Origin of the sequence: Halomonas sp. ATBC28 (assembly GCF_005937175.1) — a bacterium.
In the GTDB taxonomy this organism is placed as follows: Bacteria; Pseudomonadota; Gammaproteobacteria; order Pseudomonadales; family Halomonadaceae; genus Vreelandella; species Vreelandella titanicae.
Window position 1 is genome coordinate 141,330 of sequence record NZ_VCQL01000006.1, and the last position, 15,332, is coordinate 156,661.

A 15,332-nucleotide genomic window follows, 5' to 3' on the forward strand; every position below is an offset into this window, starting at 1 on the left:
AGATGTAAACACGGCTGTCGTCCAGCGACATTCCTAAGATTTTTTATTTGGTTGCGAGCAAGCACAAATGATGCAGTTAGGTTTTATTGATGCGCAGTTTATTTCCTTTTTGGTAGCGATCACGTTGCTGACGATAAGCCCCGGTGTTGATACGTTGCTGGTGATACGCAATACGGCCCGCGGAGGCATCCGCGATGGGGTCACCACGAGTTTAGCTATCTGCTGCGGCCTGTTTGTGCATGCCACGATTTCTGCATTGGGCATTTCGTTGATCCTGCTCCAGTCGGCCTGGGCGTTTCATATGCTGAAGCTGCTGGGGGCGGGCTACCTAATTTGGCTGGGTATTACCAGCTTGTTAGCAGCGCGGAAAGGCCAGCCACTGCCGGTTAATGGTGTGCTAGAAGGTGTGCCTGCCGTTTCGCGCTGGCAGCCGGTTAAAGAGGGTTTTTTGTCCAATGTGTTGAACCCCAAAACCGTGGTGTTCTACATGGCCTTTTTGCCTCAGTTCATCGCTCCTGGCGATCCTGCGCTACTGAAGTCGCTATGGCTGGCGGGAGTGCACTTTATCATCGCCAATATTTGGCAAATCAGCGTGGTCATGATGGTGGGAAGTGCCGGCAAATGGTTGGCTAACGCACGTTTTGCGCAAGCGCTTAATGCCGCTACGGGCAGTGTATTGGTGGTGTTTGGTATTCGGCTGGCATTAACACAGCGCCCGGTATAAACCAGGCGCTGGTAATATGGTAAGTAGAGAAGGGCTTAGCGGCGGGCCAGCAGGGCTCGGTCGTAGCGTACCTGCTGCTCGTTATCGCTAAGCAGTGAAACGCCTTCGCTGCTGCCACCGTTAGCGAGGCTTTCAAAAATCACCCGATAGCTAAGCACCGCCTGCACGTAGTCACGAGTTTCGCGGAAGGGGATGCTCTCTACAAAGAGATCAAAGGCCTCTACGCCATCGCCCAGCCACTGATCGACGCGGCCAGGGCCCGCATTATAAGCCGCTGCGGCGGCCAGTCGATTGCCCTGGTAGCGTTGCAGCTTGTCGCGCAGGTAGGTGCTGCCCAGGCGAATATTAAGCTCTGGGTCGAGGACGCCGTAGGGGCCAGGATCGCTAATGCCCAATTCGCGACTGACTTGGCTGGCGGTACCGGGCATTAGCTGCATTAATCCACGCGCCCCTGCGGGTGAAAGGGCGTTAGGGTTGTAAGCGCTTTCACGCCGAGTAATGGCCATCAATAGGTATGGATCCACACCGGTGAGACGGCCCCAATGTTGAAAGCTGTCGTGGTAGGCCTGGGGGAAGCGCCAATCCAAGGCGTCCCACATTTCAGCGGCAATGGTGGTTTGCACCAGGCGTGCATGCCACTGCTGCTGAGCGGCATAGTCGGCTAGCGCTCGTGCTTGTTGCGGCGAACCGCTCTGCACCGCGTGCAGCCACTCACTGTTGGCGAGACCATCCTCACCAATGCGTAGCAAGGCCTCGGTGCGCTGAACGGCGGGTAGTTGGGCAATACGTTGACGCGACGCTTCGTCAAAATGATTGCGTTCAAGATTCAGTTGATAGGGTTGGCCGAGCTTTTCTGCTGCTGCAAAGCCGTAAAAACTGCGATCCTGCGCAGCCTGTTGGTAGCGTGCTTCGGCGGCCGCCTGGTTGCCAAGCTGCTCATTGGCGCGGCCCAGCCAATACTGCCAACGGCTATTCTCCTGCTGGATAGCGGGCATTTCGGCAATCCAGTAGAGCACTCCGTTCCAATCCCGGCTAGCCAGCGCATTGCGGACACGCAGCTCTAATACGCGCTCGCTTTCCAGGCCCGGTAGCACGCTGTCAACCCAGCTTAGCGTGCCCGGTACATTGCGCACCAGGGCGTAAAAAGCCAGTTCTTCTTCAATAGCTTGACGGTCACTGGGCAGCAGGTTTAAACGCGACGAGAGCGTCTGCCAGGCGGCAAAGGCTGCAGGCGTATCTTCACGGGTGTAACGCTGCATGGCGGCCCGGTAGAAGCTTGCCGTGGCGGCACACTCGGGGCCTAGGCAACTGGGCGCCTGGGTAATGGCGCTGCTGCGCGCGGTGACACTATCCACCGTCTCTAGAGCGGTTTGCCACTGGCTGCTTAATAGCCCACCAAGATAGCTCGACAGGCGTGTTTCTCCCGCCTGCCAGGCGAGCATTTTACGCTCCCAAATAGCTGTGGCATCAATAGTGCCATTGGCCCGCAGGCGTGCAAATAGCGGGTCGCAAGCATTAGGCTGCGAGCTGCCTACGCGCCATAAAGCCAACCCCGCTTCGCTCGCCTGCTGAGGCTGCTCATCCAGCAGCGCCGTGTAGTAGTAGCACTGGCGAACCGTGCCCGCAGGCTCGCCATCGGCCACTGCCAGCAGGTCGCTATAGCGGCCCGCATGGCCATACTTTGCGATCGCTTGACCACGCAGCCACCCTGCTAGAGGAGAGTCTGCGTGCTGGTCGATAAATTGATGCACCCTTTCAGGAGCCACGTTAGGCAATTGCCCCCTTAAGCGGTGGTACTCCACATAGCCACGCAGCGGGTGGTCTTCAATTGAGCGCTCATCGACCCGTGCCCACTGCTGCTCGCGGGCAGCAGCGAGGGCATCGCGTAACTCACTATCGGATGCGGCCCACGAAAATGCAGGTAATCCCGCCAGTAGTGCTGTACACAGCACGCGGGCGGTATGGCGAAATGGCGAAACCAACATGGTGCTCTCTCTCTGTAAATCGGTGTCACTTAATCGGGGCTCGGGAGCAGCCCACGCAGTTTGCGGTGCAACCGCTATACTGAACGAATATTAGCCGTCATGATCTGACAGCCCAGATACTAAAAGGATTTAATTACCTATGGCCCCATTATCCACTTGGTCGTTGCTGCGTCGACTCAAATCACGCGTTTGGGCGACAAAACGTATAGTGCGTGCTTTAAAACTGTTTATCCCCATGACGCGAGACGTCATGCGTGGCGATTTTCGGCCTATTCCCTGGTCGGCATTCGGCATGATGGCATTAGCGCTGGGTTATTTGGTACTGCCGTTCGATCTGATACCCGATTTTCTGATGCTAATCGGCGTGGTGGATGACGTGCTGATTGTCGGCTGGCTGCTCAATCGTATCGATCAGCGCCTGGAAGGCTATCGAGCCTGGAAATATACCGATCCCGATATGACGCCTTCTTGACCCCAGCGGCTTGCTACCCCCAGTGGCTTCTTGATCAAGGCTGCTTGAAAAATCGCTGCCTATCCCCATATCTACTCCACGAAACCATTTTATCCCATTGCATGTACACGCAGAGGGATGCGACTCAACGTGATTGATAAGGGCTAAGCGCATGACTACAGCTACCCACGAACAAGCGACTGATAAATCGGCTAACCACGAAGAAACGCTAGGCTTTCAAACGGAAGTTAAGCAACTGCTGAATTTGATGATTCACTCCCTGTACTCTAACCGGGAGATTTTCTTACGCGAGCTTATCTCAAACGCCGCCGACGCCTGCGATAAGCTACGTTACGCGGCTCTCGATAACGATGCGCTCTACGAAGGCGACAGCGAACTACGCATTGAAATCGAACACGACCGCGATGCCAACACTATCACCCTACGTGATAATGGCGTTGGCATGAACCGGGAAGACGTGATCGCCAACTTGGGTACCATTGCGCGTTCCGGTACCGCTGAGTTTCTCAAGCAGCTCTCTGGTGAGCAGCAGAAAGACGCCAAGCTAATCGGTCAGTTCGGCGTTGGTTTCTACTCGGGTTTTATCGTCGCTGATGAAATTTCGGTGCGCACCCGCAAGGCGGGTACAGACGCTTCAGAAGGCGTTGAGTGGCGCTCGAAAGGGGAAGGTGAATTTACCGTTGCCGATATTGAGCGTGCTCAGCACGGCACAGAAATCACTCTGCATCTGAAAGAGGACGCCAAAGAGTTTGCTGACGACTATCGGCTGCAGGGCTTGGTTCGTAAGTACTCGGATCATATCGAAGTCCCCGTGCGCATGCCGAAAACAGAAACGGCGAAGGACGACGAGGGCAATCCTATCGAGGGTAGTGAAGTGACTACCTGGGAAACCGTTAACGAGGCGACGGCGCTGTGGTCGCGTCCCAAGAGCGAGGTTTCCGACGATGAGTACAAGGCGTTCTACAAGCACGTTGCCCACGATTTCTCTGACCCGCTGACCTGGAGCCACAACAAGGTCGAAGGCAAGCTCGAATACACCAGCCTGCTCTATGTACCGGGTCGTGCACCTTTTGACCTGTTTGAGCGCGACGGTGCCCGGGGCGTTAAGCTCTACGTTCAGCGTGTCTTTATTATGGACGATGCCGAACAGTTCCTGCCGCTCTACCTGCGCTTTATCAAAGGCGTACTGGATACCCGCGAACTGTCGCTAAACGTATCCCGTGAGCTGCTCCAACAGGATCCCAATGTTGATAAGATCAAATCGGCGCTTACTAAGCGCGGTTTGGATATGTTGAAGAAGCTGGCCAAAGATAAAGAGCAGTACCAGACGTTCTGGAATACCTTTGGTAGCGTGTTGAAAGAAGGGCCGGGCGAAGACCCCTCTAATCGGGAAAAAATTGCTGGTCTGCTGCGCTTTGCCTCAACCCATGCCGATACGGCTGCCCAGGAGCACGGGCTGGCAGACTATGTCGAGCGCATGAAAGAGGGGCAGCAGAAGATTTATTACGTCGTAGCTGATAGCTTCAATGCGGCGAAAAACAGCCCTCACCTGGAGATCTTCCGCAAAAAAGGCATCGAAGTTCTGCTGTTGTCTGACCGTATCGATGACTGGTTGATGAGCCATCTGACTGAATTCGACGGTAAAACCTTTGCTGATGTGGCCAAGGGCGAGCTTGATCTTGGCGATGTGGAAGACGAAGCAGAGAAAAAAGCTCAGGAGGAGACCGCTAAAGCCAAAGAGGAACTGGTGAAGCGCGTAAAAGAAGCGCTGGGCGATGGTGTTCAAGAGGTAAAAGTGACTCACCGCCTTACCGATTCACCGGCCTGCGTCGTGCTACCCGAGCATGAAATGGGCTACCAGATGCGCCGCATTATGGAAGCCGCCGGTCAGCCGCTGCCCGAGGTGAAGCCGATTCTTGAGCTTAACCCTAGCCACGCGCTGGTAGCGCGTTTGGAAGGGGCTGAAGGCGATCAATTTGGACAGTTAGCCCACATCCTGCTCGATCAGGCAATTATTGCAGAGGGCGGCCATCTGGATGACCCGGCTGCCTACGTGAAACGTCTGAATAGCGTCTTGACGGCTTAATGAGCCAATAACGTCAGACATGCGGCCCGCTTGGATTTCCAAGCGGGCCGCATCTGTTAGTGAAGATGCTATGGGTGAAGATGCTAAAGTACCCAGTAAATGTAAGAGACTAACGATCAGGATATCGTCATGGCTGAGCAGCAAACCAATGTCCCAGTGACAACCAACGTAGCGGTGCTGGGAGGCGGTAGTTTTGGTACGGCGCTAGCGAGCATTGCCGCCGATAATGGTGCCCGCGTTCGTCAGTGGATGCGTGACGAAACGCTGGTCACACAAATCAACCAAGAGCACCGTAACGGTCGTTATCTGCCCCACTATGCAATGAATCCGGCCGTGGAGGCCTCAACCGACCTTCAAGCCGTGCTGGCCGACGCGGAGCTAGTACTCATCGCTATTCCATCAAAGGCCTTTCGCAGCGTTGTGCAGGCGGCGAAAGCGTGGTTGAGGCCCGAGCAGATACTGGTCAGTACCACCAAGGGGATCGAGCAGGAAGGCTTTCTGTTGATGAGCCAAGTACTCGAGCAGGAAACGGGCTTTAGTCACATTGGCGTGATTGCGGGCCCAAATCTGGCCTCTGAAATTGCCGATAAGCAGTTAACCGCTACCGTGATTGCCAGCGCTGACCCGCTTACCCGCACCCGCGTACAGCAAGTATTGGGCTGCCGTTACTTTCGTGTTTATGCTAGCGATGACCGTCATGGTGTTGAACTGGGTGGTGCACTGAAAAATATCTATGCGATTGCCGCCGGTATGGCGGCGGCGCTGGGCATGGGCGAAAACACCCGCAGCATGCTGATGACTCGCGCCTTAGCCGAAATGAGCCGCTTTGCCGTTGCCCAGGGGGCTAACCCAATGACCTTTTTAGGTCTGGCGGGGGTGGGGGATTTGATCGTTACCTGCTCGTCTAACCTGTCGCGTAATTATCGTGTTGGCTACGCCATGGGCGAAGGGCGTACGTTGGAAGAGGCGGTTGATGCCCTTGGCCAGGTCGCAGAAGGGGTAAACACCGTTAAACTGGTATGCGCTAAAGCGAGTGAAATGGGTGTTTATATGCCGTTGGCGGAAGGTCTCAATCATGTGCTGTTTGACGGCGTGCCCGCCCAGGAGATGGCGCGCACCCTTATGATGGGTGAGCAGAGTAGCGATGTAGAGTTTATTCTGCCCCGTGAAGCCGTACAGCAGGCCCATCGAGACCAAGCTCCTCACAACCACGCTTCTAAGAACCAGGCTTCTAAGGGCCAGGTTTCTAAGGACAAGGGAGGCAGGGATGCCTGATGTGTTGATTATGCGCCACGCTGAGGCCGCACCGGGGTATCCCGACCAAGCGCGTCGATTAACGCCTCATGGTGAGCAGGAGGTCAAAAAAATGGCCCGTTGGCTGACTGAGCGCGTGGCTGATGGGGAGCTGTTTATGCCGAGAATTTATGCCAGCCCCTATTCTCGCGCGCAGCAAACCGCGCAAACGCTATGTGATGCGCTGGGAGCCTCGCTGGAAACGCTGGATTTTATCACTCCGGATGACTCGCCTCATGCAGTAAGCGACTGGTTGCTTGAACAGCCTGAAGGTGCGCCGATCATGCTGGTCAGCCATATGCCGCTGGTAGGCGAACTGGCGGGGTTGTTAGTAGAGGGCAGCCCTGCCCAGGGGCTTGGCTTCCCTACCGCCGCCATCGCCGAGCTTGAGGCCGACGTATGGGCGGCAGGTTGTGCGCAGTTGAAGCGATTTACCCAGCCCAGCCAGTTGGCCTAGTTCAAATGTGTGTCATTAAAAAAGGCTGCCTAGGCAGCCGCTAGTATTTGGAAACTTTCAGATCCGAATCAGCTCGTAGCGGGGGTCTTTCGCCAGGGATGGCGAAAGTAGCGCCCAGGGAAGGGTTTACAGCGCCCCCGCCAAGAGTTGTTCGGATCGTCCAAAACTGCTGTTACAGCAGCGCGTCGAGCTTCTCTTTTAGCAAGCCGTTCACCTGCTGTGGGTTGGCGGTGCCGCGTGACGCCTTCATCACCTGACCAACAAAGTAGCCGATCATTTTGCCGCGTTTTTCCGGCTCCGAGTCGCAGTACTGGGCGACCTGAGCGGGGCTGTCGGCAATCACTTGGTCGATCATTGCTTCAATGGCGCCGGTGTCGGTCACCTGCTTGAGGCCTTTTGCGTCAATCACCTCATCGGCGGACTCACCCTGACCGTTCCACAGCGCCTGAAAAACCTCTTTAGCGGCTTTGCCGTTAATGGTGTCATCCAGTACGCGGCTGATCAGCTCGCCTAGCTGGCGCGCTGAGATCGGGCTATTGGCAATGCTCAGGTTTTCGCGGTTAAGTGCCCCGGAAAGTTCACCCTGTACCCAGTTAGCTGCCTGCTTGGCATCGCCGCACTCACTATGCACCGCTTCAAAGAATTCGGCCATATCGCGACTGGCGGAGATGACATTGGCGTCATAAGCAGACAGACCCAGCTCGTTCTGGAAGCGCTCACGCTTATCTGCTGGCAGCTCGGGCAACTGGCCACGCAGGTGGTCAAGATAAGCTTGGTCAAGCACCACCGGCAGCAGGTCAGGGCAGGGGAAGTAACGGTAGTCGTTGGCCTCCTCCTTGGTACGCATGCTGCGGGTTTCATCACGGTCTGGGTCAAACAAGCGGGTTTCTTGAACCACGCTGCCGCCATCTTCGATCAGCTCAATTTGTCGCTCAACCTCAAAGGCAATGGCGCGCTCGACAAAACGGAAAGAGTTAACGTTTTTAATCTCAGCGCGGGTGCCAAAGGCTTCCTGACCTTTGGGGCGTACCGAGACGTTAACGTCGCAACGCATGGAGCCTTCCGCCATATTGCCGTCGGAAATGCCCAGGTAAGTAACGATCGAGTGAATCGCTTTGAGATACGCCGCGGCCTCTTTGGCGCTACGCATATCCGGCTCGGAGACGATCTCCAGTAGCGGCGTGCCAGCACGGTTCAAGTCGATACCGGTCATGCCGTGAAAATCTTCATGCAGCGATTTACCGGCATCTTCCTCAAGGTGGGCATGGTGAATGCGGATACGCTTGGTGCTGCCATCTTCCAGCGTAATCTCAACATCGCCAGGGCCGACGATGGGATGGTACATCTGGCTGGTTTGATAACCCTTGGGCAGGTCGGGGTAGAAGTAATTTTTACGGTCAAACACCGAGACTTCGGCGATATCCGCATGCACCGCCAGGCCAAACTGCACGGCCATGGCCACGGCCTGCTCATTGAGCACTGGCAGCACGCCAGGTAGGCCTAAATCCACCGCGCAGGCCTGGGTGTTTGGCTCGGCGCCAAACGCCGTTGAGGCACCGGAAAAGATTTTTGAACGCGTTGCGAGCTGAACGTGGACTTCAAGCCCAATCACGGTTTCCCATTGCATTAGGCGTACTCCTCGGCAAAGGCAGGACGTTGTAAGTGCCAGTCGGTCGCTTGCTGAAACTGGTGAGCGACGTTAAGCAGCTGCGCTTCGGCAAAGTGGGTGCCCAGAATCTGGAGACCAACGGGGCGGCCACCGGCCAAACCCGCCGGCACGCTGATGCCGGGAATGCCCGCTAGGTTCACCGCGATAGTGTAGATATCCTGCAGGTACATCGACACCGGATCTTTTTTGGCACCCAGGTCAAACGCGGGGGTAGGCGAGGCGGGGCCCATCAGCACGTCGACGTCTTCAAAGGCGTCCAGGAAGTCCTGACGGATCAAACGGCGCACCTGCTGGGCTTTGGTGTAGTAAGCGTCAAAGAAGCCTTCAGAGAGCGTGTGAGTGCCGATCAGGATGCGTCGTTTAACTTCTTCGCCGAAGCCTTCAGCCCGCGAACGTGTGTAGAGGTCAATCAAATCGCTGGGATTGTCGCAGCGGTGACCAAAACGCACACCGTCGTAGCGGGACAGGTTGGAAGAGGCTTCCGCGGGGGCGATCACGTAGTAGGCCGGAATCGCATAGTGGGTATGCGGTAGGCTGACCTCACGAACCGTCGCGCCTAGGGATTCGTAAACTTTTACCGCCTCACGGACGGCTTTTTCGACATCAGGGTCTAAACCATCGCCGAAATACTCTTTGGGAAGCCCGATCTTGAGGCCCGAGAGGGGGGCATTAAGGCCTTCCACATAGTCGGGTACGCCGCGGGCAACGCTGGTGGAATCGCGGCCGTCATGGCCCGCAATAACACCCAGTAGGTGGGCGCAATCTTCGGCGCTGCGCGCCATGGGGCCAGCCTGATCAAGGCTTGAGGCGTAGGCAATAATGCCGAAGCGCGACACACGACCATAGGTGGGCTTTAAACCGGTGATGCCACAAAATGCCGCGGGCTGGCGAATCGAGCCGCCGGTGTCGGTACCCATGGCGGCGGGCACCAAACCAGCTGCGACTGCTGCTGCGCTGCCGCCGGAGCTGCCGCCGGGCACCGCTGTCAGATCCCAGGGATTTTTGACCGGGCCGTAGTAGCTGTTTTCGTTGGAGGAGCCCATGGCGAACTCGTCCATATTGGTTTTGCCCAGGCTGATCGTGCCCGCCGCGTTGAGCTTTTCAACCACGGTGGCGTTATAGGGAGCGATAAAGTTATCCAGCATTTTTGAGCCGCAGCTGGTTTTTACGCCCTGGGTACAAAAAATATCTTTCAACGCCAGGGGGATGCCCGCCAGCGGCCCAGCCTTGCCCGCCGCTCGGGCGTGGTCGGCTACTTCAGCCTGTTTCAGCGCTTGCTCGGCGGTCACGCTGATAAAACTATTCAGCTTGCCGTCAGCCTGTTCGATACGCTGCAAATAGTGAGCGGTCAGCTCGCGGCTTGAGAACTCACCGCTTTTTAGCGCGGCGGCGAGTTGCGTTAAGGTTTTCTCGTACATGACCCAGAAGCTCCGTTCAGGGGAGAAAAAAAGAGGCAATAGTGGTGGCTTGATTAAATATTCGTGCGTTGTTACTCAGCGTACTTATTCAACGACGCGGGGCACGAGATACAGGCCATTTTCCACTGCCGGAGCACAGCGCTGAAACGTGTCGCGCTGGTTGGTTTCCGTCACTTCATCGGCGCGCAGTCGCTGGGTCGCATCTAGCGGATGGGCGAGCGGCGTAACGCCTTCAGTATCGAGGCTTTGTAGCTGGTCGACCATGTCCAGAATCCGGCTTAGGTCGTCTACAAAGCCGCTGGCTTGGTCATCGCTGACAGCGAGTCGGGCCAAGTGAGCGGCCCGGCGCACATGAGATTCTTCAAGCGCCATGATCGATATTTCCTCATAAACGTGATGGAACATAATCGGCTTTAAGCGGTATACATACCGATATCAAAAAAACGTCTTGTGTTGCAGACGTGGAAAATAGCCGCAAAAGGTACCACATCTTGGCCTTAACGGGCAGTGTTAGGCGCGACTCGTGCTTGCTGCCAGGGGGTTGCGGTGATACCGTTTGCATCCGCACAGGGTTCCCGGTCTGCACTAGGTAACAACATCCATGTTTAAACGTTTGAGGGGGCTGTTTTCCAGCGATCTATCGATCGACTTGGGTACGGCCAACACACTGATTTATGTTCGCGGTCGCGGTATCGTGCTCGATGAGCCGTCCGTGGTTGCTATCCGCCAGTCTGGCAATATGCGCAGCGTCGCGGCAGTTGGTACTGATGCCAAGCGAATGCTGGGGCGTACGCCCGGCAATATTACCGCGATTCGGCCGATGAAAGATGGCGTTATTGCCGACTTCACCGTCACCGAGCAGATGCTTCAGCACTTTATCCGTAAAGTTCACCAAAGCACCTTCTTAACCCCCAGTCCACGCGTTCTGGTATGCGTTCCTTGCATGTCAACACAAGTAGAACGTCGGGCGATTCGTGAGTCTGCCGAAGGGGCAGGTGCCCGCGAGGTGTTCTTGATCGAAGAACCCATGGCGGCGGCAATTGGCGCTGGCCTTCCGGTTGATGAAGCGCAGGGGTCGATGGTGGTGGATATCGGTGGTGGTACCACTGAAATCGCGATTATTTCACTCAACGGCGTGGTCTACTCCGAATCGATTCGGGTGGGCGGCGACCGCTTTGATGAGGCCATTACTGCCTATGTACGTCGTCACTACGGCAGCCTGATAGGCGAAGCGACAGCCGAGCGCATCAAGGAAGAGATTGGTTGCGCCTACCCCGGTGGCGAACTGCGCGAAATTGACGTGCGCGGTCGTAATCTGGCCGAAGGCATTCCACGCAGCTTCACGCTCAATTCCCACGAAACCCTGGAAGCATTGCAAGAAACCCTGGGTTCTATCGTGGCCGCAATTAAGAGCGCCCTTGAGCAGTCACCGCCTGAGTTGGCATCCGACATCGCTGAGCGAGGCTTGGTGCTAACGGGCGGTGGGGCGCTGTTGCGAGACCTGGACAAGCTGATCGCTGAAGAGACAGGGTTGCCGGTAATTGTTGCCGAAGACCCGTTGACCTGCGTTGCTCGCGGCGGTGGTAAGGCGCTGGAGATGATTGATCAGCACACCTTTGAGTTGCTGTCGAGCGACTAATCGCAGCGGTTAATTGCGGGGGGATTGCCTATTAAACCGCTGTTTTCGCACGGGCCACTGCCGGGCTACCGGCTGTTTTTTTGCGTCTTGGCCGCCAGTGCATTGATGTTTGTCGACCAGCATTTCACGCGTATGGAGAAAGTGCGCGCGCAAATGTCGATGGTCGTTGCTCCTATTCAATGGGTCGTCAGTGTGCCTAGCGACCTGTTGAATTGGGGGTCGCTTGCGCTCTCCGATCAGCAGGCGTTGGTGGATGAAAACCGTCGCCTGCGTGAGCAGATTCTCACCCTTTCCCATCGTGGTCAGCGAATGGCGAATTTGACCGCGGAAAACAGCGAGCTGCGCGAATTGCTAAAAGCCGCGAAGCGGCGTGATATTCCTTATATCACCGCCGAACTGTTGTCGCTTGATAACGACCCCTTTAGTCATCAGATGGTGATTAATCGCGGCCATCGCAATGGCACCTACGTGGGGCAGCCGGTGATTGATGCCTCGGGCTTGGTGGGGCAAATTACCGCGGTCTCTGCCTACTCAAGTCGGGTACTGCTGTTAGCTGATGCCAGTCATGCGTTGCCGGTTCAGTTAAACCGCAATGGCTTACGTTTTATCGTCCAAGGGGCGGGGCGTTACAGCAGCGTTAATGTGATGCACGTACCTGATACGGCTGATATCCGTGAAGGTGATTTACTGACCACATCGGGCTTGGCTGGACGCTTTCCTCCGGGTTACCCCGTGGCGCGAGTCACCGAGGTGTTTCACGATCCGGGGCAGCCTTTTGCTCGCGTGACGGCCGAACCGATGGCTCAACTGCAGCGCTCGCGTCATTTCTTGCTACTTTTTCCGCCCCCGCGAGAGGAGGTAGAAGAACATGCCTGGGATGAGACGCTGGATATCTCCGCAGAGGCCTTGCGCTCTTCACTCCAGCTTTCAACAAGCCCCAACAATGCGTTGCGCGACTCAAATGCATCATCTCAAGAGGTGCCCTGATGCCACGAGCACCGATTGTTCCGCTAGTGATTATTTGGTTTAGTTTGGTCTTGGCTCTTTGCTTGCAGGTGATGCCGCTGGCCGATGGCTGGCAGGTATATCGCCCCGAGTGGTTAGGGCTGATGCTGATCTACTGGTGTATGCGCACACCCGACAGAGTCGGCGTTTTTCATGGCTTTGTGCTGGGGATTTTGATGGATTTAATTGAAGGCACCGTGCTGGGCCAGCATGCGCTTATTTATGCATTGCTGGCCTTCCTGTGTGCGCTGGTCTATCCCCGCTTCCGTGCTTATTCACTGGTACAGCAGTCAGCGCTGGTGTTGGTGCTGTTGGGCTTGATGCAATTAGTTGCTCAATGGCTACGCACTATCGTGGGTGATTTTTCGATTCATTTAGCCTTTTTGATTCCCGCGCTGATCAGTGCGTTGCTATGGCCATGGCTAGCGACGATGTTCCAGGCATTAGAGCGTCGGTTGGCTGCTTCATGACTGCGCCTGTTTTGTGTTTAGCGTCTGCCTCTCCACGCCGTCGAGCTTTGCTGGCATCCATTGGTGTTCCGGTCACGGTTCACCCTTGTGATATTGATGAGACACTGCAGGTGGGTGAGTCGGCTCAAGCGTATGTGCAGCGCTTAGCAGTTGCCAAAGCCGAGGCAGCAGCCCCTTTTACCCACTTGCCTATCCTAGGTTCAGATACCGCTGTGGTGGTCGATGGGCGTATCCTAGGTAAACCAGCGAATGCTGAGGAGGGCGCCGAGATGCTGCGGCTGCTTTCGGGGCGGTGCCACGAGGTGCTTACCGCTGTGGCGATAAGTGGGCCAGAAGGTATGCTCTCCTCCTGCGTGACTACTCAGGTGACAATGCGTGAGATAAGCGCTGATGAAATCGTTGCCTATTGGCGCACGGGTGAACCTGCTGATAAGGCTGGTGGCTACGCAATACAGGGGTTAGCCGCCATATTTGTAAAACAGATTCAAGGCAGTCACTCAGCAGTGGTAGGGCTACCGCTGTATGAGACGACGCACTTGCTATGCCGACAGGGAGTTCCTATCTGGCAGCGTGTTTAATTCTCTAGATATAGAGGGCAACGCCGCCTGTATCGCTGGCAAGGAATACGTCAACCAACAAGGAATTTTGCATGAGCGGTGAAGTTCTCATCAATTTAACGCCAATGGAAACCCGCGTCGCGCTGGTTGAAAATGGCGTTTTGCAAGAGGCACTGATCGAGCGTTCCCGTCGGCGTGGCATCGTGGGCAATATCTACAAAGGCAAAGTAGTGCGTGTGTTGCCTGGTATGCAGGCTGCCTTTGTTGATATTGGCTTAGAGCGGGCGGCATTTATTCATGCCCACGAAGTGATGCCACCCGGCACGCCGCTCGATGAGCAGCAGACCATCGGCCAGTTGCTTCATGAAGGCCAGGCGTTGGTGGTGCAGGCGACCAAAGACCCTATTGGAAGTAAAGGTGCGCGCTTAACCACGCACCTCTCGATCCCTTCCCGCTATTTGGTGTATATGCCTGACTCGCCGCATCACGGCGTTTCGCAACGCATCGAGGATGAGCGTGAACGCGAGCGTTTAAAAGCCCTGCTGGATAACAGCGTGGCGGAGCAGACGCTGGAAGTGACGGGTGGCTTTATTGTCCGAACTGCCGCGGAAGGCGTAGGTGACGAAGAGCTAAAAGGCGATATGCACTTTCTGTTGCGGCTGTGGCGTAAGGTGAGTGAGCGTAAAGTCACCGCGACGCCACAAAGCGTCATTTATGATGATTTGCCGCTCTTTATGCGCACTCTGCGCGACGTAATGCGCGACGATATTGAAAAAGTGCGTATCGACTCGCGGGAAAACTTCGTCAAACTGGTCGAGTTTGCCGAAGAGTTTATGCCCGATGCCGTTGAGCGGATTGAGTACTACCCAGGTGAGCGCCCCATCTTTGATCTCTACAGTGTCGAGGATGAGATCCAGAAAGCCTTGGGTCGCAAGGTGCAGCTGAAATCCGGTGGCTATCTGGTGATTGACCCCACCGAGGCAATGACCACCATTGATGTTAATACCGGCGGCTATGTGGGTCACCGCAACCTTGAAGAGACCATTTTCAAAACCAACCTTGAGGCGGCCACGGCGATTGCCCGCCAACTTCGGTTGCGCAACCTGGGCGGTATCATCATTATCGACTTTATCGATATGAACGATGTTGAGCATCAGCGGCAAGTGTTGCGAGTATTGGAAAAAGCCTTAGAGCGCGACCACGCTAAAACCAAGTGTACCGGTGTTACCGAGCTTGGCTTGGTTCAGCTTACCCGCAAGCGCACCCGGGAGAGCCTAGAGCAAACGATGTGTGAAGCGTGCCCAACCTGCAGTGGGCGCGGCACACTTAAAACGCCTGAGACTGTCTGCTACGAAATTTTCCGTGAGATTCTGCGCGAAGAGCGTGCCTACAGTGCTGAAACTTATATGGTGCTTGCATCGCAGCCCGTTGTTGACCGCTTACTAGATGAAGAGTCAGCGGCAGTGGCTGACCTGGAGACGTTTATCAATAAAACGATCCGTTTTCAGGTTGAGCAACACTACTCCCAAGAGCAGTACGATATTGTGCTGATGTAAC

The 15,332-nt window shown here is 55.8% G+C and carries 14 protein-coding genes; 10 read left to right on the top strand and 4 right to left on the bottom strand.

Annotation, left to right across the window (positions count from 1 at the left end):
- Nucleotides 1-67: 67 nt before the first annotated feature.
- On the top strand, nucleotides 68-724 hold the full coding sequence (locus E0L35_RS08640; protein WP_138800065.1) for a LysE family translocator: 657 nt from the start codon (nucleotides 68-70) through the stop codon (nucleotides 722-724).
- Between the two features lie 35 nt (nucleotides 725-759).
- On the opposite strand, the gene E0L35_RS08645 is transcribed toward E0L35_RS08640, so the two are convergent.
- A complete protein-coding gene (locus E0L35_RS08645) occupies nucleotides 760-2,709 on the bottom strand; it encodes a transglycosylase SLT domain-containing protein (RefSeq protein WP_138800066.1) in 1,950 nt (649 codons plus the stop codon).
- A 139-nt stretch (nucleotides 2,710-2,848) separates the two neighbouring features.
- Between E0L35_RS08645 and E0L35_RS08650 the strand changes: the two genes are divergently transcribed.
- The 4 genes from E0L35_RS08650 to sixA all read left to right on the top strand — a co-directional run bounded on the left by E0L35_RS08650 (nucleotide 2,849) and on the right by sixA (nucleotide 7,017).
- Nucleotides 2,849-3,181 (top strand): DUF1232 domain-containing protein, encoded by a 333-nt coding sequence (locus E0L35_RS08650; RefSeq protein WP_022523954.1) that lies wholly within the window; start codon nucleotides 2,849-2,851, stop codon nucleotides 3,179-3,181.
- Between the two features lie 151 nt (nucleotides 3,182-3,332).
- On the top strand, nucleotides 3,333-5,267 hold the full coding sequence (gene htpG / locus E0L35_RS08655) for a molecular chaperone HtpG (RefSeq protein ID WP_138800067.1): 1,935 nt from the start codon (nucleotides 3,333-3,335) through the stop codon (nucleotides 5,265-5,267).
- Between the two features lie 129 nt (nucleotides 5,268-5,396).
- Nucleotides 5,397-6,542: an NAD(P)H-dependent glycerol-3-phosphate dehydrogenase gene (locus E0L35_RS08660; protein ID WP_249362113.1), complete on the top strand. Its 1,146-nt coding sequence runs from the start codon at nucleotides 5,397-5,399 to the stop codon at nucleotides 6,540-6,542.
- On the top strand, nucleotides 6,535-7,017 hold the full coding sequence (gene sixA, locus E0L35_RS08665; protein ID WP_041158042.1) for a phosphohistidine phosphatase SixA: 483 nt from the start codon (nucleotides 6,535-6,537) through the stop codon (nucleotides 7,015-7,017). The genes E0L35_RS08660 and sixA overlap by 8 nt, the downstream gene beginning before the upstream one ends.
- 172 nt (nucleotides 7,018-7,189) lie before the next feature.
- On the opposite strand, the gene gatB is transcribed toward sixA, so the two are convergent.
- The 3 genes from gatB to gatC form a co-directional block, all read right to left on the bottom strand.
- Nucleotides 7,190-8,644 (bottom strand): Asp-tRNA(Asn)/Glu-tRNA(Gln) amidotransferase subunit GatB, encoded by a 1,455-nt coding sequence (gatB, locus tag E0L35_RS08670; RefSeq protein ID WP_009287767.1) that lies wholly within the window; start codon nucleotides 8,642-8,644, stop codon nucleotides 7,190-7,192.
- A complete protein-coding gene (gatA, locus tag E0L35_RS08675; RefSeq protein WP_138800068.1) occupies nucleotides 8,644-10,104 on the bottom strand; it encodes an Asp-tRNA(Asn)/Glu-tRNA(Gln) amidotransferase subunit GatA in 1,461 nt (486 codons plus the stop codon). The genes gatB and gatA overlap by 1 nt, the downstream gene beginning before the upstream one ends.
- Nucleotides 10,105-10,188: 84 nt before the next feature.
- Nucleotides 10,189-10,476 carry an Asp-tRNA(Asn)/Glu-tRNA(Gln) amidotransferase subunit GatC gene (gene gatC, locus E0L35_RS08680; protein WP_022523948.1) on the bottom strand — a complete coding sequence of 96 codons (288 nt, stop codon included), beginning with the start codon at nucleotides 10,474-10,476 and terminating at the stop codon, nucleotides 10,189-10,191.
- A gap of 229 nt (nucleotides 10,477-10,705) precedes the next feature.
- On the opposite strand from gatC, the gene E0L35_RS08685 reads away from it, so the two are divergent.
- The 5 genes from E0L35_RS08685 to rng all read left to right on the top strand — a co-directional run bounded on the left by E0L35_RS08685 (nucleotide 10,706) and on the right by rng (nucleotide 15,331).
- Complete coding sequence (locus E0L35_RS08685) at nucleotides 10,706-11,743, top strand: rod shape-determining protein (RefSeq protein WP_007114671.1); 1,038 nt, start codon at nucleotides 10,706-10,708, stop codon at nucleotides 11,741-11,743.
- Nucleotides 11,744-11,767: 24 nt separating this feature from the next.
- A complete protein-coding gene (gene mreC, locus E0L35_RS08690; RefSeq protein ID WP_009287769.1) occupies nucleotides 11,768-12,730 on the top strand; it encodes a rod shape-determining protein MreC in 963 nt (320 codons plus the stop codon).
- The gene (gene mreD, locus E0L35_RS08695; protein WP_022523947.1) at nucleotides 12,730-13,218 is read left to right on the top strand and encodes a rod shape-determining protein MreD; all 489 of its coding nucleotides are present in this window, start codon (nucleotides 12,730-12,732) and stop codon (nucleotides 13,216-13,218) included. The genes mreC and mreD overlap by 1 nt, the downstream gene beginning before the upstream one ends.
- Entirely contained in the window at nucleotides 13,215-13,796 is a 582-nt protein-coding gene (locus E0L35_RS08700) for a nucleoside triphosphate pyrophosphatase (RefSeq protein ID WP_039859775.1), read from the top strand. The genes mreD and E0L35_RS08700 overlap by 4 nt, the downstream gene beginning before the upstream one ends.
- Nucleotides 13,797-13,867: 71 nt before the next feature.
- Entirely contained in the window at nucleotides 13,868-15,331 is a 1,464-nt protein-coding gene (rng, locus tag E0L35_RS08705; protein ID WP_041158045.1) for a ribonuclease G, read from the top strand.
- The last annotated feature ends 1 nt before the right edge of the window (nucleotide 15,332 follow it).

Coding starts and splice junctions, on each gene's coding strand:
- E0L35_RS08660 (WP_249362113.1), top strand. CDS start 5,397: ATGGCTGAGCAGCAAACCAATGTCCCAGTGACAACCAACGTAGCGGTG.
- E0L35_RS08640 (WP_138800065.1), top strand. CDS start 68: ATGATGCAGTTAGGTTTTATTGATGCGCAGTTTATTTCCTTTTTGGTA.
- gatA (WP_138800068.1), bottom strand. CDS start 10,104: ATGTACGAGAAAACCTTAACGCAACTCGCCGCCGCGCTAAAAAGCGGT.
- E0L35_RS08650 (WP_022523954.1), top strand. CDS start 2,849: ATGGCCCCATTATCCACTTGGTCGTTGCTGCGTCGACTCAAATCACGC.
- rng (WP_041158045.1), top strand. CDS start 13,868: ATGAGCGGTGAAGTTCTCATCAATTTAACGCCAATGGAAACCCGCGTC.
- E0L35_RS08700 (WP_039859775.1), top strand. CDS start 13,215: ATGACTGCGCCTGTTTTGTGTTTAGCGTCTGCCTCTCCACGCCGTCGA.
- E0L35_RS08685 (WP_007114671.1), top strand. CDS start 10,706: ATGTTTAAACGTTTGAGGGGGCTGTTTTCCAGCGATCTATCGATCGAC.
- mreD (WP_022523947.1), top strand. CDS start 12,730: ATGCCACGAGCACCGATTGTTCCGCTAGTGATTATTTGGTTTAGTTTG.
- gatC (WP_022523948.1), bottom strand. CDS start 10,476: ATGGCGCTTGAAGAATCTCATGTGCGCCGGGCCGCTCACTTGGCCCGA.
- gatB (WP_009287767.1), bottom strand. CDS start 8,644: ATGCAATGGGAAACCGTGATTGGGCTTGAAGTCCACGTTCAGCTCGCA.
- sixA (WP_041158042.1), top strand. CDS start 6,535: ATGCCTGATGTGTTGATTATGCGCCACGCTGAGGCCGCACCGGGGTAT.
- E0L35_RS08645 (WP_138800066.1), bottom strand. CDS start 2,709: ATGTTGGTTTCGCCATTTCGCCATACCGCCCGCGTGCTGTGTACAGCA.
- htpG (WP_138800067.1), top strand. CDS start 3,333: ATGACTACAGCTACCCACGAACAAGCGACTGATAAATCGGCTAACCAC.